Origin of the sequence: Anaerotruncus massiliensis (ex Togo et al. 2026) (assembly GCF_900199635.1) — a bacterium.
Lineage (GTDB): Bacteria > Bacillota > Clostridia > Oscillospirales > Ruminococcaceae > Anaerotruncus > Anaerotruncus massiliensis.
Genome location: NZ_LT962687.1, coordinates 2,159,884 through 2,180,916 on the forward strand (window position 1 = coordinate 2,159,884; position 21,033 = coordinate 2,180,916).

The window sequence follows — 21,033 nt, forward strand, 5'->3', positions numbered from 1 at the left end:
CTATCCGTTCAGGATGCGCCCGATCGCGTCGGACGCGTAATCGATCTCTTCCTCCGTGTTCCCATACCCGAAGGAGAACCGCACCGTCCCCTGCGGGTAGGTCCCGAGCGTCCGGTGCGCGTTGGGGGCGCAGTGCAGGCCGCAGCGGGTCATGACGCCGTATTCGCTGTCGAGGCGGAAGGCGATCTCCGCGTTGTCCCGCCCGGGGAAATCGAGCGAGACAACCGCCGTGCGCCCCTCCGCCGTCCGGGGACCGGCGACGCGGATGCGTCCGTCCTCCGCCACCGCCGCGAGGAACCGCGCGGTCAGCGCCCGTTCCCACGCGCGGATGACATCGATCCCCGTCTCCTCCAGGAAACCGAGCGCCGCGTGCAGGCCGTAGATGCCCGGCAGGTTCAAGGTTCCCGCCTCGAACCGGTCTGGCAGCAGCGCGGGCACCGTCTCGAGGTGGGAAAAGCTGCCCGTCCCGCCAGAAATAAGCGGGTCCAGCTCCTTCTCAAAGGCGTCGGTGACGAGGAATCCCCCCGTTCCCTGCGGTCCGAGCAGCCCCTTGTGCCCGGTGAACGCGAGCGCGTCGATGCCCATCGGGCCCATGTCGACAGGTTCCATCCCGGCGGTCTGCGCGCAGTCGACGATAAAGCGCAGGCCATGCGCGCGGCAGAACGCGCCGACCTGCGCGACCGGCTGGATGGTGCCCGCGACGTTGGACGCGTGGGTCAGGACGACGGCGCGGGTGCTGGGACGGACGAGTCCGTCGAGCGCGTCCAGACAGAGGGCCCCCTCCCCGTCGCAAGGGATGCGGTCGAACGCCACGCCCGTCTGTGAAAGCTGCACGAGCGGGCGCATGACCGCGTTGTGCTCCACCGCGCTCACGAGGACGTGGTCTCCGGGGCACAGGAAGCCCTTGAGGATCATGTTGAGCGCCTCGGTGACGTTGAGGGTGAAGATGACGTTGCGCGGGTCGGGGCCGCCCAGCAGGGCGCAAAGCCGCTCACGCGCGGCAAGCACCGTCCCGGCGGCTTCGTAGGCGGAGGCGTAGCCGCCGCGGCCCACATTGCTGCCGACCCGTTCCATATACGCCACCATCGCGGACACGACCTCGGGCGGCTTGGGAAAGGAGGTCGCCGCGTGGTCGAAATATACTTTTTGCATCTCCTGGGGCCTCCTTTGCAGATTCTGGCTTCTATTGTACGCCACTTTTTCCTCCCGCGCCATATATATAGATGATATCTATAAATACCGTCGGTTTATTCAAAATCGCAATTTCCATATGCCAAATATTTGTACTATAATAACAAAGGAAACGCATGCGAATCAAATCTGCTTTGAGGTGTTGGCATTGAAGGAAAAACGTAAAATCATCCTCGCCGGCGTGGTCATCGGCGTCATCGCCGCCGCGCTCGTCTGGTTCGGGAACCCCAAAAACATGGGCTTCTGCATCGCCTGCTTCATCCGCGACACCGCCGGTGCGGTCGGGATGCACCAAGCGGCGGTCGTCCAGTACATCCGCCCTGAAATCATCGGCCTCGTGCTCGGCGCGCTCATCGTCTCGGCCGTGAAGAAGGAGTTCCTCCCCCGCGGCGGCTCCTCCCCGATGACCCGCTTCGTGCTCGGCGCGTTCGTCATGATCACCGCGCTTGTCTTCCTCGGCTGCCCGCTGCGCATGGTCCTGCGGATCGCCGGCGGCGACCTCAACGCCATCGTCGGGCTCGTCGGCTTCGCCATCGGCATCCTCTGCGGCGTGCAGTTTCTCAAACGCGGCTACAGCCTGAAGCGCACCTACACCCTGCCCGCCGTCGACGGCGTCTGGCTGTCGGTCGTCCAGGTCGCCCTCTTCGGCCTGCTCTGCGCCGCGCCCGCGTTCATCCTCTTCAGCGAAAAGGGCCCTGGCTCGATGCACGCCCCCATCTGGATCTCCCTCATCGCCGGGCTGGTCGTCGGCGCGCTCGCGCAGCGCATCCGGCTGTGCATGGTCGGCGGCATCCGCGACGTCCTGCTCTTTCAGGACTGGACGCTGCTCTCCGGCTTTGTGGCCATTCTTGTCGCCGCGCTCGCCGGGAACCTGGTTCTCAACGCCGTGTTCGGCGGCTACTTCAGCCTCGGCTTCATGGGCCAGCCGGTCGCCCACATCGACGGCGTCTGGAACTTCCTCTCGATGGCCGCGGTCGGGCTCGGCTCGGTCATGCTGGGCGGCTGCCCGCTCCGTCAGCTCATCCTCGCGGGCGAGGGCAACTCCGATTCCGCCGTCACCGTCGCCGGCTATTTCGTCGGCGCGGCGTTCGCGCACAATTTCGGCCTCGCCTCCGCCGCCACCGCCGTGGCCGAGGACGGCGCCATCACTGGCGGCCCCACCGCCGCGGGGAAACTCTTTACCGTCATCGCACTCATCGTCCTGTTCGTCGTCGCCTTCCTCAATACGAAAGCCACGGCCGCAGCAGGCGTAAAAGAGCCCCAGCGGGCATAGAAGGAGGAATCATCATGGCACAGACCATCGACGCGCGCGGGCTCTCCTGCCCGCAGCCGGTCGTCCTGACAAAAAACGCGCTTGACAAGGCCCCCTCCTCCTGCGAGGTGCTGGTGGACAATCCCACCGCGCGGGAGAACGTCACCCGTTACGCCGAACGCGCGGGCTACCGCGTCTCCGTCTCGGCGGATGGAGAGGACTACCGCCTGACCCTCGTGAAATAGCAGCCCCACATTGACCGCCGGGAGGGAACCGCCTTTGCAGTATATCGCAACCTTTTTCACCCACTATGACGCGGTCCGGTTCGCGGGCGACCTGCGCGGGCAGGGGATCGCGGTGCAGCTTTCCCCCGTGCCTCGGAGCCTGAGCTCCTCCTGCGGGACCTGCGCCCGCTTCGCCTATGAAGGCGATCCGCGGGAGTTGGACCGCGCGGGGCTTGAGCAGCTCGTGCGGACGGACTCCGGCCGCTACCTTCCGGCCATCGACAACCGATAACCCGTCACTCCAATCCGCATATCCTACCACACAAAAGGGCCGCCCCGCGGGGCGGCCCTTTTGTCCTCTCCGGAACCCCGCCGCTTCGGGAAGGGCCCCACCTGAATCAAATGTTCTTTGCCGCTTTCTTGAAAGAAAGCGGCAAAAGAAAACGCCGCCCTTTCGGGCGGCGGTTCTTTTCCACATCTCTCTCGAAAACGCGGGCCGCCCGCGGGGGCAAGAATCCCGCGGGCGGCAAGAAGGAGGGTATCAACAGATGGAGCGAAGTCAGCGAATGATGGTGCCGGTCTTTCCGGCGATGCCGTCCTTGGCCTTTTCCAGCAGAGTGATCAGCGCGTAGCGCTCCGGCTTGGACTCGGCGAACTGGAGGGCGGCCTGCACCTTCGGGAGCATCGAGCCGGGAGCGAAGTGGCCCTCGGAGATGAGCTGCCGGGCGCGTTCGGGGGTGAGCTCGTCAAGCCACTCCTGGTTGGGCTTTCCGAAGTTGATGGCGACCTTTTCGACCGCCGTGAGGATGATCAGGCAATCCGCGTCGACCGACTCGGCCAGGCGCGCGCTGCAGAAGTCCTTGTCGATGACGGCGGGCACGCCCTTGAGATGGTTGCCCTCCGTCTCCATGACGGGGATGCCACCGCCACCCGCCGCGACGACCACCTGCCCCGCGTTGACGAGGGTGCGGATCGTCTCGATCTCGACGATGTGCTGCGGGCGGGGGGAGGCCACGACGCGGCGCCAGCCGCGCCCCGCGTCCTCCATGACGGTGTAGCCCTTTTCCGCGGCCAGCTTTTTGGCGGCCTCTTCGGTCATAAAGCTGCCGATCGGCTTGGTCGGCTTCTTGAAGGCGGGGTCCTCCGGATCGACGACGACCTGGGTGATGAGCGTCGAAACGGGCTTGTGGATGCCGCGGTCGAGCAGCTCCTCCCGCAGGGCGTTTTGCAGGTCGTAGCCGATGTAGCCCTGGCTCATCGCGCCGCACACCGACAGCGGGATCGGGTACTGCTTGGGATCGACCGCGTTGAGGGAGGCCATCGCCTTCTGGATCATCCCGACCTGCGGGCCGTTGCCGTGGGAGATGACGACCTCGTGTCCCTCTTCGATCAAATCGACGATCGCCTTGGAGGTCTGTTTGACCGCGATCATCTGTTCGGGCAGGTTGTTGCCGAGCGCGTTACCGCCCAGAGCGATGACGATTCTCTTTCCCATACCAAATTACCACCTTTTCATAATATCGGCTCAAACCGGCGGCGCCGGCAGATTGTGACGTCGGTCCCGGGAAGCGCGCTCCCCGGGACGCCGCAAAGGCGGAATCCGTACCGCTGCGGGCGGGGCTGCGCGCCGTTTACTTGGTCCAGCGGGGGGTGCCGCGCTCCTCGAGCGCCTTGAGGACCGCCTGCGGGTCCTTGACCTTCGAGAGGAAGATCATCGCCGCGATGACGTAGGGCTTGAAGGAGGCCTCCTTATAGAGCGGGGTGCGGTAGCGGTCGAACACCGAGGCCTCGACCTCGCCGTCCTCGCAGGAGACGCCGTTGATGTCGGCGGGCAGGCAGTGCAGGTAGAGCGCCTTGCCGTCCTTCGTGGTCTTCATGAGCTCCTCGGTGCAGCACCAGTCCTTGTGGTTGGCGTTCTGCGCGAGCAGCTCCTTTTCGAGCTTCTTGATGCCTTCCGAGTCGCCCTCGCCGTAGAGGTTGGTGCGCTTTTCCATGGCGGCGAAGGGCGCCCAGCTCTTCGGGTAGACGATGTCCGCGTCCTGGAAGGCGTCGGCCATCGAGTTGGTCTTGCGGTAGGTGCCGCCCGACGCGGCGGCGTTCTTCTTGGCGACCTCCTCGACCTCGGGCATGACCTCGTAGCCCTCGGGATGTGCCAGCACGACGTCCATGCCGAAGCGGGTCATCAGGCCGATGACGCCCTGCGGCACCGAGAGGGGCTTGCCGTAGGAGGGGCTGTAGGCCCAGGTCATCGCGACCTTTTTGCCCTTGAGGTTCTCCACGCCGCCGAAGTGGTGGATGATGTGGAGCATATCCGCCATGCACTGGGTCGGGTGGTCGATGTCGCACTGGAGGTTGACCAGGGTCGGGATCTGCTCGAGCACGCCGTCCTGATAGCCCTCGCGGACCGATTTGGAGACCTCGTGCATGTAGGCGTTGCCCTTGCCGATGTACATGTCGTCGCGGATGCCGATGACATCCGCCATGAAGGAGATCATGTTCGCCGTCTCGCGGACGGTCTCGCCGTGCGCGATCTGGGATTTGCCCTCGTCAAGGTCCTGCACCTCGAGGCCCAGCAGGTTGCAGGCGGAGGCGAAGGAGAAGCGGGTGCGGGTGGAGTTGTCGCGGAAGAGGGAGATGCCCAGCCCGCTCTCGAAAATCTTCGTGGAGATGTTCTGCTCGCGCATGTAGCGCAGCGCGTCGGCGATGGTGAAGACCGCCTCGAGCTCGTCGTCCGTCTTCTCCCAGGTAAGGAAGAAGTCGTTCATGTACATCTCTTTGAAGTTGAGTTTGTTGAGTTTATCGATATAGGCCTGTAATTTCTGATCCATGGCTGTAACTCCTTCACAAATGTTTACTGATTTTGAATGGTTTTCAGAAATCGGCCAATCCTATATGCAATTTTAACGAATATCTTCCCTTACAGCATACATGAATTGGCGATTGATTGCAAGTTCTCCGGCTGTATTTGTTTGATTCCGCCGTAAATTTGTGCATTTTCACTCCGAAGCGGCAGGTGCAAAACCCAAAATTCCTTGTGATTTATTCACAATAGCAGGTGGGCAGCGCCGCATAAACCGCCGCGCAGCGGACGAGATCGTCCTTCCAGGTCATCTCGTTGGGGGCGTGCGCCTGCGCCTCGGCGCCCGGGCCGAACCCGATGCAGGGGATTCCGTTGCGGCCCATGATCGACACGCCGTTGGTCGAGAAGGTCCACTTGTCGGTCAGCGGGCGGGCCTTGCGCATCTCCTCGTTGGCGGGCACGCCCACGCGGCTGTCGCCGTAGAGGCCCTTGTAGGCCGTTTCCATCGCCCTGGTGACCTTGTGGTCCTCGGGGATGACCCAGGTCGGGAAGTAGCACTCGATCGGGTAGACGCAGCCGGTGTAGCTCGGCCGGTCGTACTGGTACATCGAGACCTTCACGTCGCCGCCGTACTTTTTGACGGCCGGCAGGTTCCGGATTTCCTCGAGGCAGCTCTCCCACGTCTCGCCCGCGGTCATGCGGCGGTCGAGCGACACGGCGCAGGAATCCGCCACCGCGCAGCGCGACGGCGAGGTGAAGAAGATCTCCGACACCGTCACGGTGCCGCGCCCGAGGAAGCGGGCTTCCTTCCACTCGGGGTTGTACGCCTCGTCGAGCATCTTGACGAGGCCCTTGATCTCCGTGCCGGCGGCCGCGTCGTTCTCGTTGAGGGCGCGCACGTCCTGGAGGATGTCGGCCATCTTGTAGATCGCGTTGTCGCCGCGCTCGGGCGCCGAGCCGTGGCAGGAGACGCCCTTGACGTCGATGCGGATCTCCATGCGGCCCCGCTGCCCGCGGTAGATGCCGCCGTCGGTCGGCTCGGTGGAGACGACGAACGCGGGACGGACGTGGTCCTCTTTGACGATGTACTCCCAGCAGAGGCCGTCGCAGTCCTCCTCCTGCACCGTGCCGGTGACGAGGACCCTGTATTTGTCGTTCAGCAGGCCGAGGTCCTTCATGATCTTCGCGCCGTAGACCGCGGACACGATGCCGCCCATCTGGTCGGAGGTGCCGCGGCCGCCGATCTCGAGGTCGTTCTCATAGCCCTCGTAGGGGTCGAAGTTCCAGTTGTCGCGGTTGCCGACGCCCACCGTGTCGATGTGCGCGTCGAACCCGATCAGGGTTTCGCCCGCGCCCATATAGCCGAGCACGTTGCCCATCGGGTCGATGACCACCTCGTCGAACCCGACCTTCTCCATCTCCTCCTTGATGCGCAGGATGTGGCCCTTTTCGCCGCAGCTCTCGCCCGGGATCGCCACCAGATCCCGCAGGAACCTGGTCATGTCCGCGCGGTAGCCCTGCGCCGCCTCTTTGATCTTGCTGAAATCCATCGTCGTTTCCTCCTTATAGATTACGGTATCACACGTACAGAACATCGGGACGCTTTTTTCTCTTGTAAAAAAGCTTTGCAAAAAATACGCCTGAAGGATGAGGCTTCTTGCGCCCTGCGGGGCCGCGCCGGGGCTCCGCCCCGGCACCCCGCCGCCTTTTGAAAAAAGGCGGGCGAAAACTTTAACCTTGATAGGACGGGTTCGCGCCGTTCCACACGACCTTCCGGTAGTTCTCCGGGTCGGTGTCCCCCTCGGTGGAGAAGATCAGCACCTTCGAGTCCTTCCCGAGCCCGATCGCCTCGCGCAGCTCGCGGTAGGTGTTGTCCTCCATCAGCGCCGCCGCCAGCCCCATGCCGACCGCGCCGCTCTCCCCCGAGACGACCTGCGGGTCGCCCTTGCAGGGTGCGCCGAGCATCCGCATCCCCTTGGCCGCGACCCAGTCGGGGCAGGAGACGAAAAAGCCCGCGTGGTTGCGCAGGATCTCCCACGAGATCGTGTTCGGCTCGCCGCACGCGAGCCCCGCCATGATCGTCTGTAAATCGCCGCCCACGATGCGCGGCTTGCCGTCCGCCGCGACCGCGCCCTTATAGAGGCAGTCGGCGGCCTGCGCCTCCATGACGACCGTTGTCGGAGGATTCTCCGGGAAGAGGTTTGCAAAGTAGCCCTGGACCGCGCCCGCCAGCGAACCGACGCCCGCCTGGATGAAGATGTGGGTCGGACGGTCGACGCCCGCCTCGCGGAGCTGCTCGGCCGCCTCCGACGCCATCGTGCCGTAGCCCTGCATGATCCACGCCGGAATCTCCTCGTAGCCCTCCCACGCGGTGTCCTGCACGACCACCCCGCGCGGGGTCGCGGCGGCTTCCGCCGCCGCCATGCGCACGCAGTCGTCATAGTTGACCTCTTCGATCGTCACCTGCGCGCCCTCTCTGGCGATGTTGTCGAAGCGGGTTTTGGTGCTCCCCTTCGGCATATGGACCACAGCCTTCTGCCCGAGCTTGTTGGCCGCCCACGCGACGCCCCGCCCGTGGTTGCCGTCGGTCGCAGTGAAGAAGGTCGCCTGCCCGAATTCCTCCCGCAGCTTTTGGGAGGTGAGGTAGTCGTAGGTCATCTCCGAGACGTCCCGGCCGAGCTCTCCGGCGATATAGCGCGCCATCGCGAACGACCCGCCCAGCACCTTGAAGGCGTTGAGGCCGAAGCGGTAGGACTCATCCTTGACGAAGAACCCGCCCAACCCGAGCTGCGCCGCCATCCGGTCCAGCCGCGCCAGCGGCGTCACCGAATACTGCGGGAAGCTCTGGTGGAATCTGCGCGCCTTCGCCACATTCTCGAGCGCCATGACCGACAGCTCCCGGTCGTCCCCCTTCGGCATCCGGTTCGCCGCCCATTTGATCTGTTCCATGCTCTGCTCTCCTCCTGTTAAAACGGTCTTCCGGGGCAAGTATGACTTTTGTTCTTAACCCCATCATAGCACAGGAAAAATGCAAGTCAATAGATTTTCTTAAAAAAATTTGTTTTACCTAAAAATTTTTTAGAATTTGTCGAAATTGACTATTGCTTTTCCACCATCGGCATGATAAACTTAGGGTGGATTTATAAAAGTATTACTTATTTTTCGGCATTCAGCGGAATTCGGATGGAGGACGGTACGATGGTTACAATGACGGTCAACGGCAGACAGGTGGTCTCCGAAAAGGACGAAAAGCTCCTCACCTTCCTGCGCGAGACGCTCGGGCTCACCTCGGTGAAAAACGGCTGCTCGGAGGGCGCCTGCGGCACCTGCATGATCCTCGTGGACGGCAGGGCCACCAAGGCCTGCGTGCTCAAAACCTCCAAATGCGCCGGGAAATCGATCGTCACCTGCGAGGGGCTCACCCCCCGCGAGCGGGATGTCTACGCCTACGCCTTCACCAGCTGCGGCGCGGTCCAGTGCGGCTTCTGCACCCCCGGCATGGTCATGAGCGCCAAGGGCCTCCTCGACGCCGTGCCCGACCCGACCCGCGCGCAGGTCAAGGAGGCGCTCAAAAACAACATCTGCCGCTGCACCGGCTACAAAAAGATCGAGGAGGCGGTGCTGCTGGCCGCGAAGCTCCTCCGTGAGGGTACCTCCGCCCCCGCCTGCACCTTCACCGGCAGGGTGGGCGAAAACCTGCCCCGCGTCGACGCGCCCGCCAAGACGGTGGGCGACGCGGAATATGTCGACGACATGCGCGTCGAGGGGCTCTGCTTCGGCAGCGCCGTGCGCAGCGCTTATCCGCGCGCGCGGGTCCTCTCGATCGACGCGACCGAGGCGCGGGCGCTGCCCGGCGTCGTCGCCCTGCTCACCGCCGACGACCTGCCCGGGAACCCCAAGGTCGGCCATCTCAAGAAGGATTACGACGTGCTCATCCCCGTCGGCGGGATCACCCACTTTCTCGGGGACGCGGTCGCGCTCGTCGCAGCCGAGGACCGTGAGACGCTCGAACGGGCGAAGGCCCTCGTCAGGGTGGAATACGAGGAGCTGCCCGGCGTCTTCTCCCCCGCCGAGGCGATGGCCCCCGGCGCGCCGCTCGTACACGAGGAAACTCCCGGCAACCTGCTCGCCCACGAGCATCTGGTGCGCGGAAACGCCGACGAGGCGATCAGCCGCTCCAAATATGTGGTGACCACCCATTATTCCACCCCGCCGACCGAGCACGCCTTCCTCGAGACCGAGACGGCGCTCGCGATGCCCGACGGGGACGGAGTCGTCATCTATTCGGCGGACCAGGGCATCTACCAGACCAAGAAGGAGTGCGCCGAGGCGACCGGCCTGCCGCCCGAAAAGGTGCGGGTCGTCGCCAGGATGGTGGGCGGCGGCTTCGGCGGCAAGGAGGACATGAGCGTCCAGCACCACGCCGCCCTGCTCGCGCTGGCGGCCAAACGCCCCGTCAAGGTCGCGCTGACCCGGAAGGAGAGCATCCTCATCCATCCCAAGCGGCACGCCTTTGAGATGGAGTTCACGACCGCCTGCGACGAAAACGGTTATCTCACCGCGATGAAGGCGACGCTTATTTCCGACACGGGCGCCTACGCCTCGCTGGGCGGGCCGGTGCTCCAGCGCGCCTGCACCCACGCGGCGGGCCCCTATAACTACCAGGACATTGAGATTGACGGCAAGGCCTACTACACCAATAACCCCCCCGCGGGCGCCTTCCGCGGCTTCGGCGTGACGCAGAGCTGCTTTGCCACCGAGTGCAACCTCAACCTGCTCGCCGAAAAGGCGGGCATCTCCCCGTGGGAGATCCGCTACCGCAACGCCATCCGGCCCGGGCAGGTGCTCCCCAACGGCCAGATCGCCGACGAGACGACCGCCGCCGTCGAGACGCTGATGGCTGTGAAGCCCTACTACGACGCGCACCCCAGGGCTGGCATCGCCTGCGCGATCAAGAACAGCGGCCTCGGCGTGGGCATCCCCGACACGGGGCGCTGCCGCCTGCTCGTAAGGGACGGCCGGGTGCAGATCCACACCTCCGCCGCCTGCATCGGGCAGGGCATGGGCACCGTCGTCACCCAGATCGTCTGCGACGTGACCGGGCTCCCCCTCGAGCGGGTGGCCTACCAGACCCCCGACACCGCCCTCGCGCCCGACGCCGGCAACACGACCGCCTCCCGCCAGACCCTCTTCACCGGAGAGGCCGCGCGGCAGGCCGCGCTCCAACTGAAAGCCGCGCTCGCGGATTCCTCCCTCGGCGCGCTCGAGGGCCGGGAATTTTCCGCGGAATACCTCGGCGTGACCGATAAGCTGGGCTCCGACAAGCCCAACCCCGTCAGCCACGTCGCCTACGGCTACGCGACCCATCTCGTCGACCTCGACGAGAACGGCCGCATCCGCAAGGTGATCGCCGCGCACGACGTCGGCCAGGCGATCAACCCGGTGAGCGTCGAGGGGCAGATCGAGGGCGGCGTGGTCATGAGCCTCGGCTACGCGCTCACCGAGGACTACCCGCTCGACCACGGCAGGCCCACCGCCAAGTTCGGCACCCTCGGGCTCTTCAAGGCGACCGACACCCCCGACGTCGAGGCGGTCATCGTCGAGGGGCCCGCCAAATCCGAGCTCGCACGCGGCGCCAAGGGCATCGGCGAGATCGCTTCGATCCCGACCGCGCCCGCCGTCCAGCTGGCCTACTACAACTTCGACGGCAAATTCCGCACCCGGCTCCCGCTCGAGGACACCCCCTACAGCCGCAAAAAATAAAACGCGCCGCAGGGCGCGGGAAGGCCCCGCCCCGCCCGGCTCTGCCGGGCGGAAGCCGCCGCAGGCGGCTTTGCGAAACAACGAAGTTGTTTCGCGGGCGGGGCCGTGGTATACTGTCAGCAGAGAGGCCGGCAAAAACGCCGGCGGCAGAAGGAGGGCGCGATATGGGCGACGCGCGGAAACTGGCGTGCATCTTCCTGGCCTCGGGCCGTTCGACGCGTTTTCGCGACAACAAGCTGCTCGCCGATTTCGGCGGCCGCCCGATGGCCGACGTGGTGCTCGGCAACTTCCCCGGCGAGCTGTTCCAGCAGGTAATCGTCGTCACCCGCTACCCGCAGGTGGCGGTGTCCGCCGCGCTGCTCGGCTATTCGGTGGTGGAAAACGACGACACGACGGGCGACATGGCGGTCACCATCCGCAAGGGGCTTGCGGCGGTCGACCCGGAAGCCGTCGGCTGCATGTTTTCGGTCTGCGACCAGCCGCTGCTCACCGCGCGGAGCATCGGGGCGCTGCGCGCCGAATTTTTGGCGCACCCCGGTTCGATCGCCGCGCTCGGCCACCGTGGCAAGCGCGGCAACCCGGTCTTTTTCCCGCGCGCCCTCTTCGGCGAACTGGCGGCGCTGCCGCCGGGCAAATCGGGCGGCGCGGTGATCGCCGCGCACCCGGAGCTGCTGCGCGTCGTCGAGGCGGCCAACCGCCGCGAGCTGCTCGACGTGGACTACCGGGGCGACCTCGATGCGATCGCAAAGATGGAACCGTAACGGATAAAAAAAGGAGGAGGCCCCCGGCCGGGGGCCTCCTCCTTTTTTATGTGTCATCAGTGTCATCAATAGTATTCGCTCACGCCGCGCGCGACAAAGGTTCCCAGTCCCTCTTTGACCGGCTCTCCGTTTTCCGCCGCGAGCTCGCCGCGCAGGAAAACCGCCTTCGCGCGGCCCCGCGCCGCCATCCCCTCATAGGGGGTGTAGTCGCAGTTTTGGTGCTGGGTCTCGGCGGAGATCGTCCAGCGGGCGGCGGGGTCCCACACCACGATGTCCGCGTCGCCGCCCACCGAGATCGCCCCCTTGCGCGGGTACATGCCGAAGAGCCGCGCCGTGTGCTCCGAAAGCAGCGCCGCCATCTGGTTTTCCGTCATCCGCCCGGCGGCGACCCCCGCCGTATAGACCGCCGCGGGCCGGTGCTCGATGCCGGGCAGGCCGTTGGGGATTTTGCTGAAATCGTTCTGGCCCAAATCCTTCTGGCCCGCGTAGTTGTAGCTGCAATGGTCGGTGGAGATCGAGTCGATCTCGCCGTTTCGGATCGCCTCCCACAGCGCCGCCTGGTCATCGAGGCTTCTGAGCGGCGGCGAGCAGACGTATTTCGCCCCCTTGAAGCCGGGCGCGTCATACCGGCTCCCGTCGAGGACGAGGTACTGCGGGCAGGTCTCGAGGTAGACCTTCTGTCCGCGCGCGCGGGCGCGCCGCGCCTCCTCGAGCCCCGCGCGGGTGCTCAGGTGGACGATGTGGACCGGCACCCCCGCCGCCCCGGCGATGTAGCAGTAACGCGCGATCGCCTCCGCCTCGACATAGTCGGGCCGGGAAAGGGCGTGATACCGCGGCCCGAGCTTTCCGGCCGCGCGGAGCTCGGCGACCTTCTCGTTGACGAGGTCGCCGTTTTCGCAGTGGGTCCCGATAATCCCGTGCGCCTGCCCGACCCTCTTCAGGATTTCGTAGAGCTCGGCGTCGGTGACGCGCAGGTTGTCGTAGGCGAGGTAGAGCTTGAAGGAGGTCACGCCCGCCTTCACCATCTCCCCGATCTCCTCCGCCACCGCAGGGTTCCAGTCGGTGATCGCCATGTGGAAGGCGTAGTCGCAGGAGGATTTGCCATCCGCCTTTTTGTGCCACGCCTCGAGCGCGCGGGCAAGGGTGCCCCCCTTGTCCTGCGTCGCGAAGTCGACGACCGTCGTCGTGCCGCCGCAGACCGCCGCCCGCGTGCCGGTGGCGAAATCGTCCGCCGTCGCGGTGACGCCGTTATCCATGTCGAGATGGGTGTGCGCGTCGATGAAGCCGGGAAAGACGAGGCAGCCCGCCGCGTCGTAGGTTTCGCACCCGTCGGCGGGCAGGCCCGGCCCGACGGCGGCGATCTTTCCATCCCGCACGAGGACGTCCGCCGCGAAGGTGCGTTCGGGCGTCACCACCCGGCCGTTTTGAATGAGCACTGCCATATGAAAGCCTCCTGTTGAAAAGCGTTCAAGGGGCGGGGCCGCGCCCCGCCCCTCTTTGAGGGTCGTTTTTATACCGTCGTGACCGTCTGGCGGCCGAAGAGGTAGCGGTAGCCCTCCCACACCGCCGTGATCAGCTGGCGGATCTCGTCGGGAAGGCCGCAGCCCTCCTCGCCCACCGCGTAATCCGCGACCTGCCCGTCGAGGCGTACGCGGTAGAGCTGGCGTTCGGCGTCAAGCAGGAGGAAGCCCTCGTTCCCGCTGTCCGCGAAGTCCGCCTCGCTCCAGAAGAGGGTGAACTTATCCTTGTAGGGCGCGCTGTCGTAGGGGCAGAAGGTCGCGCAGTTGCCGCACTCGTTGCACATGCCGTCGACGTGCACGATCTGGCGCATCCGCCGTCCGGGCACCCGGATGGCGAGGTTCGCGCGGTTGGGGCAGACGTCCGCGCAGCACTCGCAGACGGTGGCGCACTCGAGGCAGCGCTGGGACTCGGTGCAGGACGCGCAGTCGGTGCAGAGGGTCCCCTTCTTTGCGAGCGCGTGGCCGTAGTCTGGGCTCGCGTTGGTAGCGGTATAGGTTTCGACCGTGACGCCCGCGATCGCCTTCGCCGCCTTCGTCGCGTCGGCGATCGCCTCGACGACGGTGGCGGGCCCGCGGTTCGCGTCGCCCGCGACATAGACGTGGGGAACGCCCGTCTCAAGCGTGTCGGGGTCGACGACCGCGCGGCCGCGCGAATCCACCGCGACGCCGCAGCGCTCATAGAGCGCGGTGTCCACCCGCTCGCCGACGGCCGCGATCACCGTGTCGGCCGGCACCTCCGCCGTCTCGCCGGTCGGGACGGGGCTGCGGCGGCCGGACGCGTCGGGCGCGCCGAGGACCATCTTTTCGCATTTGAGCACGCCGTCCCGGACGCCGACCGGGGCGAGCAGCTCGCAGAACTCGACGCCGTCCGAAAGGGCGAGCGCGAGCTCCTCCTCGTCGGCGGGCATGTAACGGCGGCTGCGGCGGTAGACGAGCCGCACCTTCTTGACGCCCGGCGCGCGCACGGCGGCGCGGGCGGCGTCCATGGCGGTGTTGCCGCCGCCGATCACGACGACGTTCTCCCCAAGCGAAAGGCCGTCGGGATCGCTCTTGCACCGCTCGAGGAATTCAATGACGTTCATCGCCCCGCCGTATTCGAGCGGGAGCTTCCCCGGCTTCCACGCGCCGGTCGCGAGGATGACGTCGGTGTAGCCCCGGTCCAGCAGCTCCTGCGCCGAGCCGATCTCCGCGCCGAGCTCGAACCGCGCGCCCACGGCGCGCGCGAGCGCGGCGTCCTTTTCGATGGCGGAGGTCGGGATGCGGAAGGCGGGGATGACGTGGCGCACGATGCCGCCGAGCTGCCGTTTGCGCTCGAAGACGGTGACGGGCACGCCCGCTCTGGCGAGGAAATAGGCCGCCGAGATCCCGGCCGGGCCGCCGCCCACGACCGCGACCTTTTTGCCCTTCGCGGGTGCGGCCGGGCGCAGCTCCTTCAGCAGTTCGTCATAGGCGTTTTGGGCCGCCTCGAGCTTGACCTCGCGGATGTGGACCGAATCCTCGTAGAAGTTGCGCGTGCACTTGTCCATGCAGCGGTGGGAGCAGATGGTGCCGGTGATGAAGGGCAGGGGGTTGCGCTCGGTGATGACCCGCAGCGCGTCGAGGTGCCTGCCCTCCCCCGCGAGGCGCAGGTAGGCGGGGATATCCTGCTCGATCGGGCAGCCGGCACGGCAGGGCGCGGCGAAGCAGTCGACGAGCGGGACGTGTTTTTTCATCTTGCGGGAAGGCAGGGGTTTGATCGGCTTGCGGTAGTAGGGGTCGCCCATCGCGTCCTCCACATACTCGCTCACCTTTGCGGTGTTGACCCCCGCGAAGGGCTGGTCCCCGCAGCCGCGCAGCCGCTCGGCGATCTGGGCGAACCGCTGGTAGCCGCCCGGCTTTAAGAGGGTGGTGGCCATCGTGATCGGCCAGATGCCCGCCGCGAAGAGCTTTTCGACGTTGGTGATGTCCGCGCCGCCCGAATAGGAGATGCGCAGCTTTCCGTCAAACGCCTTGGAGAGCATCTTGGCCACCGAGACGGTCAGCGGAAAGAGGCTCCGCCCGGACATGTACATCTCATTGCCGGGCAATTCCCCCGCCGCGATGTCGACCGGGAAGGTGTTGGTCAGCTTGACGCCGAACGCCAGCCCCCGCCCGTCGGCGAGCGCCTGCAGCCGCCCGATCATCGGGACCGCGTCCTCGAACTGCAGGTCCTCCTTGAAGTGGTGGTCGTCGAAGGCGATATAGTCGAACCCGAGCGCGTCGAGCGTCTCGCGCGCGTACTCGTAGCCGAGCAGGGTCGGGTTGCACTTGATGAAGGTGTTGAGCCCCTTCTCGGTCAGCAGGTAGGTCGCGATCCGCTCGATCTCCTGCGGCGGGCAGCCGTGCAGGGTCGAGAGGGTGATCGAGGTGCACACCCTGGGGGAGATCTCTTCGACATAGCGGGCGTCGAGCTTTTGGAAGCGGCCGAGGTGCTCGAGCGCCCACGCCCGGCACTCCGCCCAGACGGGGGTGTTTTCCGCGTTTTTGAGCCCCTCGATGAAGGCGTCGATCTTGGGGGATTTGATCCCCTCGAGGTCGTAGCCGACGCTCATGTTGAAGATGAAGCCGTCCGGGCTGCCGAGCCCCCACTCGCGGGAGAGGAGCTTGAGCGCGAACCACGCCTTGACGTACTCGTCGTACGCCTCGGGCACCCGCAGTTCGGTCGACCACTCGACGTTGTAGCACTCGTCCTGTGCGTTGATGCAGGGCTTTGCGACCGGCAGGTCCTCGCCGTCGAGGGTCTGCACCGTCTTGAGCTCAAAGAACCGGCTGCCCGCCGCGTAGGCGGCGATCAGGTTCTGGGCGAGCTGGGTGTGCGGGCCGGCCGCGGGGCCGAAGGGGGCCTCCATCCGCTCGCCGAAAAGGGGTAGCCGCGGTTCGTCCTCCGCGTGGCGGACGAGCTTCGAGACGCCGAAGATGCTCCCGTAAGTCTGGTATTCCTCGATGATCCAGTCCATCAACTGGCCGAAGGGGATCGGCCGCATGCGATCGCTCATAAAAGATTCCTCCTGTTATCCGGGTTTCCCCGCCCGGCTTGTTCTGCTCGTTTACCGCGCGTTGATGCGCGCCCACATCTTTTCCGCCTGCTCGCGGGACTTTGCCAGGACCTCCCGCTCGTCGATGCCGACGAGTTCCCGGTCCTTCATGCGCACCTTCCCGTCGATGACCGTCGTGACCGTCTGGCGGCCGCTCATGCCGAAGAGGGTGTGGCCGTTCACGTTGTCCGCCGAAAGCGGGGTGAGCGGGTCGTAGTCGGTGACGATGATGTCAGCCGCCGCGCCGGGCTCGAGGGCGCCGAGCTTCTTTTCAAAGAACCGCGCGCCGATCGCCGGGTTCCCCTCGAAGAGCATGTAGGGCACCTCCGACCAGGCCGCGGTCGGGTCGCAGAGGTTGTGCTTATGCAGGCAGTTGGCCGCCTTCATCGACTCGTACATGTCGTTGGTGTAGCCGTCGGTGCCGAGCCCCACGGTCAGCCCCCGGTGGATCATCTCCATCGTCGGCGGGCAGCCCACCGCGTTGCCCATGTTGCTCTCGGGGTTATGTACCACCATGGTGTTCGTCTCCTTGAGAATGTCCATCTCGGTGCCGTTCACATGGATGCAGTGGCCGGTGATCGTCTTCTCCCCGAGGATGTCATTGTCGAAGAGGCGGTTAATGACCCGTTTGCCGTATTTTTTGAGGGAGTCGTACACGTCGGTCATCCCCTCGGCCACATGGATGTGGAAGCCCGCGTCCGCGGGGGTGTTCTCGCGGCAGAGGGCGAGCGTCGCATCCGAGAGGGTGAAGGAGGCGTGCAGGCCCATCATGCCCTTGACCATGTCGGTCTTGTCCTTTTTGCAGAAGGCGATGAAATCGGCGTTCTCCTTCACGGCCTGGCGCATCTTTTCCGCGCCGTCGCGGTCGGACACCTCGTAGCACAGGCAGGTGCGCACCCCCGTCTCCTTCGCCGCGTCCGCGATCGCAAAGAGGCTCCCCGGGATCTCGCCGTAGCTCGCGTGGTGGTCGAACACGGTTGTGACCCCGTTTTTGATGCAGTCGATATAGGTGGTCAGCGCGCTCATGCGGGTGTCCCCGAGGAGCAGGTTGCGGTCGATCGTCCACCACATGCCGTCGAGGATGTCGAGGAAGTTCTGCGGGTTGTAGCCGTTGATCGCGATGCCGCGCGAATAGGCGCTGTAGATGTGGTTGTGGGCGTTGATGAGCCCCGGAAGGATCATGCCGCCGCGCGCGTCGATAAACTCCGCCCCGGGATAGCGTTTTTTCAGTTCCTCCGTCGTCCCGACCGCCGCGATCACATTCCCGTCGGCCGCCACGCAGCCGTTTTCGATCAGGCGGTTGTGCGCCCCGCGGGTGATCAGCCGTCCGTTTCCGATCAGTAACATGTTTTTTCCTCCTTCATCATGCGGTACGCTTGTGGAAAAGCGCATAACAGCCAAAAAAGGCGTCCATCCTGTGGATGAACACCCTTCCCCGTCCGGCCCCGCAGGCATGCCGCGCATGGGACCTCCCCGGTGGGGTGATCATCCAGCCCGTGCGCGAAGCACTCCGTTGCAGCCACGAATCCGATAAACTTGTCGCTTTGTACAAAAGAATTTATTGGAATTGTACAGAATTTTCCGTCCTTCGTCTTTGGTTTTAGTTTACCATGAACGGGCCCAAAATGCAATAGTTCCTGCGTGTTTTCTCAAAAAAAATTTTTAGCCTGCAAAGTTTTTGTTGCAAATTGCCGGGAACGTGCTATGATGGAATCAGACCAATTTCGACAAAGGAGCTACCGCCATGCTGAACGCCACCACGCTGGCCTTCCTGCGCCAGCTCGCCCGGGGGATTGCCGAGCAGTTCGGGCCGAACTGTGAAGTCGTCGTGCACGACCTTTCGGACAACAGCGTCGACCACACCGTCGTCGCGATCGAAAACGGGCACGTCACCCACCGCAAGCTCGGCGACGGCCCCTCCCACATCGTGCTCGAGGCGCTGCACGGCGACCGCAGCGCCCTCCACGACCAGATCGGCTACCTTACCAAGACGAAGGACGGCCGCATCCTCAAGTCGAGCACCATCTACATCCGCGACGAGAACGGCGACGCGGTGGGCATCTTTTCGATCAATTTCGACATCACCGGCCTGCTCATGGTGGAGAGCGCCCTTAAGCCCATCGTCTCCACCGCCGCGCCCGAAAAGGAGCCCGAGCGCATCTCCCAGAACGTCAACGAGCTGCTCGACGAGCTGATCTCCCAGAGCGTCCGCCTCGTCGGCAAGCCGGTCGCCCTCATGACCAAGGACGACAAGGTCAAGGCCATCCAGTTTTTAAACGACACCGGCGCCTTCCTCATCACCAAGAGCGGCGACAAGGTGTCGAAGTACTTCGGCATCTCCAAGTACACCCTCTACAGCTACATCGACGCGAAGGCGTAGCCCCCCGCGCGAAACAGAGGCCCGCTCCTGTGGAGCGGGCCTCTGTCTATTTCTTGATCATATTCAGGTAGCGGTAGATCGTCGGGACCGACACGCCGAGGCTTTCCGCCACGCAGCCGATCGCGCCTTTGACGAGGAAGGTCCCCAGGTCGCTGAGTCCCTCGATCACCTCGAGCTTCTCCTTCTGGCTCATGCGCCCCACCTGCTCCTCGTACCCCGGGCAGACCCGGTGCAGGTTCGCCTGCACCAGCTCGCGCACGTTCATGTTGAAGCTCTCGGTGATCGGCAGGTTGGCCCGCAGGCCCAGCTCCCCGATCAGCGCCCCCAGCTTGTCGTGCGCCTCGAGCAGCTCGTGGTAGTCGGTGTTGATGCAGAGCAGCCCCACCAGCTTGCCCGTCTCGTCCTTGATGAAAAAGGTGGACGATTTGAGCCGGTGCCCGTTTTTCACGATTCCCTGGTAGTTGGCCATATGGGACTGCTGCTCGAACGCCGCCGACTTGAGCACGTTGAGGGTCAGGTCGGTCACGGGCGAGCCGATCTGGCGGCCGCTGATATGCCCGTTGCGGATCGCGACCACCGACTCGTGCCAGTCGGTCAGGTCGTGCAGCACGACCTCCGTGTTCTCCCCCATGCAGTCGGCCAGAAAGTCGACCAGCGGCAGATATGCGGTGAGAGTCTTGTTCAAAGGCATCCGCTCCTTTTGAAAACCGTTATTTACCCGCTGCCCGGTCCTTGGGCAGGATGAGGTTCAGCAGAATGGCGATCAGCGTGGAAATGACCACCGAAGAGCCACCGAATACGGTTCCGACCCACTCGGGGAAGCCCGCGAGGCTTCCGGACACCTGCGTCACGCCCACGCCGAGCGCGACCGCGATGCCGACGATGCTGACATTGCGGGGGGTGAGCCCGGCGGAGGAGATCATGCGGATGCCGGTCATCGTGATGGTGGCGAAGACCGAGATGGTCGCGCCGCCGATGACGCACTGCGGGATGGTGGTGAGCAGGGCGGAGAACTTGGGGACGAAGCCGGCGATCAGCAGCACGACGGCGGCGAAGCCGAAGACGACCCGGTTGACGACCCGGTTGACGGTGACGATACCCACGTTCTGGCTGTAGGACGCGGTGGGCAGGCCGCCGAAGAAGGCGCCCACGACGCTCGCGGCGCCCTGGCAGACGATGCCGCCAGAAAGCTCCCTGTCGGTCGGCTCGCGGTCGAGTCCGCCCAGCGTGGTCGAGGTGAGGTCCCCGATCGTCTGGACCGAGTTGACGATGTACATGACCGCCATCGACACGCAGGCCGCCGGGACGAATTTGATCCCGAACTTGAAGGGCACGGGCACCGCGACGATCCCCGCGGCTCCCACCGAGGAGAAATCGACCATGCCGAAGCAGAGCGCCACGAGATAGCCCACGATGATCCCCATCAGGATGGACGCCAGCTTGGTGACGCCCTTGGTGAAGTTGTTGCAGAAGATGACGACCGCCAGCGTGATGACGGCGACCAGCCAGTTCTGCCAGGAACCGAAGTCGGCGGCGCCCGCGCCGCCCGCCATGTATTTGACGGCGGTCGGATAGAGGGAGAGGCCGATCGTAAAGATCACCGTGCCGGTGACCATGGGCGGAAAGAAGACCCGCAGCTGCTTGACGAAAATGCCGAAGAGGATCGCGACGCAGCCGCCCACGATCTGCGCGCCCAGGATGACGCTGAGGTCGTGGTAGCCGTTGGCGAGCGCGAGCAGCGTCGGGACATAGGCGAAGCTGACGCCCATGACGACCGGCAGCTTCGCGCCGACGCGCCACAGCCCGAACACCTGCACGAGCGTCGCGATGGCCGTAATGAGCAGCGACACCTGGATAAGCAGCGTCTTGTCCGCCACCTCCAGCCCCACGGCGTTGGAGACGAGGATCGCGGGGGTGATGACGCCGACGATCGCGGCGACCACATGCTGCAGGCCGAGCGGGACGACCTGTTTCATCGGCGGCACGCCGGACATCTCGAATACGGAACCTGCGGGAGCTTTCATTTCATTCATCACAACACGCCCTAACAAATATTTTTTTGTGCTAATATTTTTTTGTCTTCCCGCTA

The 21,033-nt window shown here is 65.0% G+C and carries 16 protein-coding genes; 6 read left to right on the forward strand and 10 right to left on the reverse strand.

From position 1 onward, the window contains the following. Complete coding sequence (locus C1A13_RS10595) at positions 1 to 1,152, reverse strand: aminotransferase class V-fold PLP-dependent enzyme (RefSeq protein WP_101551802.1); 1,152 nt, start codon at positions 1,150 to 1,152, stop codon at positions 1 to 3. Positions 1,153 to 1,339: 187 nt separating this feature from the next. Between C1A13_RS10595 and yedE the strand changes: the two genes are divergently transcribed. Genes yedE through C1A13_RS10610 form a run of 3 tightly spaced genes read left to right on the forward strand, consistent with a single transcriptional unit; the run spans position 1,340 to position 2,959 of the window. Next, the gene (gene yedE / locus C1A13_RS10600; RefSeq protein ID WP_417007829.1) at positions 1,340 to 2,464 is read left to right on the forward strand and encodes a YedE family putative selenium transporter; all 1,125 of its coding nucleotides are present in this window, start codon (positions 1,340 to 1,342) and stop codon (positions 2,462 to 2,464) included. A 14-nt stretch (positions 2,465 to 2,478) separates the two neighbouring features. Continuing rightward, on the forward strand, positions 2,479 to 2,688 hold the full coding sequence (locus C1A13_RS10605) for a sulfurtransferase TusA family protein (RefSeq protein WP_101551806.1): 210 nt from the start codon (positions 2,479 to 2,481) through the stop codon (positions 2,686 to 2,688). Between the two features lie 34 nt (positions 2,689 to 2,722). Beyond that, positions 2,723 to 2,959 (forward strand): DUF3343 domain-containing protein, encoded by a 237-nt coding sequence (locus tag C1A13_RS10610; RefSeq protein ID WP_101551808.1) that lies wholly within the window; start codon positions 2,723 to 2,725, stop codon positions 2,957 to 2,959. A 267-nt stretch (positions 2,960 to 3,226) separates the two neighbouring features. Here the strand turns inward: C1A13_RS10610 and arcC are convergent, their stop codons facing one another. The 4 genes from arcC to dpaL all read right to left on the reverse strand — a co-directional run bounded on the left by arcC (position 3,227) and on the right by dpaL (position 8,416). Then, positions 3,227 to 4,162 carry a carbamate kinase gene (gene arcC / locus C1A13_RS10615; RefSeq protein ID WP_101551810.1) on the reverse strand — a complete coding sequence of 312 codons (936 nt, stop codon included), beginning with the start codon at positions 4,160 to 4,162 and terminating at the stop codon, positions 3,227 to 3,229. Positions 4,163 to 4,298: 136 nt separating this feature from the next. Then, positions 4,299 to 5,495 carry a knotted carbamoyltransferase YgeW gene (gene ygeW, locus C1A13_RS10620; RefSeq protein WP_101551812.1) on the reverse strand — a complete coding sequence of 399 codons (1,197 nt, stop codon included), beginning with the start codon at positions 5,493 to 5,495 and terminating at the stop codon, positions 4,299 to 4,301. A gap of 211 nt (positions 5,496 to 5,706) precedes the next feature. Continuing rightward, positions 5,707 to 7,017 (reverse strand): YgeY family selenium metabolism-linked hydrolase, encoded by a 1,311-nt coding sequence (locus C1A13_RS10625; protein ID WP_101551814.1) that lies wholly within the window; start codon positions 7,015 to 7,017, stop codon positions 5,707 to 5,709. Positions 7,018 to 7,198: 181 nt separating this feature from the next. After that, a complete protein-coding gene (gene dpaL, locus C1A13_RS10630) occupies positions 7,199 to 8,416 on the reverse strand; it encodes a diaminopropionate ammonia-lyase (protein ID WP_101551816.1) in 1,218 nt (405 codons plus the stop codon). 249 nt (positions 8,417 to 8,665) lie between these two features. On the opposite strand from dpaL, the gene xdh reads away from it, so the two are divergent. Then, positions 8,666 to 11,230, forward strand: coding sequence for a selenium-dependent xanthine dehydrogenase (gene xdh / locus C1A13_RS10635; protein WP_101551818.1), 2,565 nt, complete (start codon positions 8,666 to 8,668; stop codon positions 11,228 to 11,230). Between the two features lie 164 nt (positions 11,231 to 11,394). Then, positions 11,395 to 11,991, forward strand: a complete 597-nt coding sequence (locus C1A13_RS10640) for a nucleotidyltransferase family protein (RefSeq protein WP_101551820.1) — start codon at positions 11,395 to 11,397, stop codon at positions 11,989 to 11,991. Positions 11,992 to 12,056: 65 nt separating this feature from the next. On the opposite strand, the gene hydA is transcribed toward C1A13_RS10640, so the two are convergent. The 3 genes from hydA to ssnA form a co-directional block, all read right to left on the reverse strand. After that, positions 12,057 to 13,433: a dihydropyrimidinase gene (hydA, locus tag C1A13_RS10645; RefSeq protein ID WP_101551822.1), complete on the reverse strand. Its 1,377-nt coding sequence runs from the start codon at positions 13,431 to 13,433 to the stop codon at positions 12,057 to 12,059. Positions 13,434 to 13,501: 68 nt separating this feature from the next. Beyond that, complete coding sequence (gene ygfK, locus C1A13_RS10650) at positions 13,502 to 16,525, reverse strand: putative selenate reductase subunit YgfK (protein WP_101551824.1); 3,024 nt, start codon at positions 16,523 to 16,525, stop codon at positions 13,502 to 13,504. A gap of 51 nt (positions 16,526 to 16,576) precedes the next feature. After that, the gene (gene ssnA, locus C1A13_RS10655; RefSeq protein ID WP_101551825.1) at positions 16,577 to 17,911 is read right to left on the reverse strand and encodes a putative aminohydrolase SsnA; all 1,335 of its coding nucleotides are present in this window, start codon (positions 17,909 to 17,911) and stop codon (positions 16,577 to 16,579) included. Between the two features lie 397 nt (positions 17,912 to 18,308). Between ssnA and C1A13_RS10660 the strand changes: the two genes are divergently transcribed. After that, positions 18,309 to 18,944 (forward strand): helix-turn-helix transcriptional regulator, encoded by a 636-nt coding sequence (locus C1A13_RS10660; protein WP_101551827.1) that lies wholly within the window; start codon positions 18,309 to 18,311, stop codon positions 18,942 to 18,944. A gap of 46 nt (positions 18,945 to 18,990) precedes the next feature. On the opposite strand, the gene C1A13_RS10665 is transcribed toward C1A13_RS10660, so the two are convergent. After that, complete coding sequence (locus C1A13_RS10665) at positions 18,991 to 19,635, reverse strand: helix-turn-helix transcriptional regulator (protein WP_242970860.1); 645 nt, start codon at positions 19,633 to 19,635, stop codon at positions 18,991 to 18,993. A 19-nt stretch (positions 19,636 to 19,654) separates the two neighbouring features. Continuing rightward, positions 19,655 to 20,977 (reverse strand): uracil-xanthine permease family protein, encoded by a 1,323-nt coding sequence (locus C1A13_RS10670; RefSeq protein ID WP_101551831.1) that lies wholly within the window; start codon positions 20,975 to 20,977, stop codon positions 19,655 to 19,657. Positions 20,978 to 21,033 lie beyond the last annotated feature (56 nt).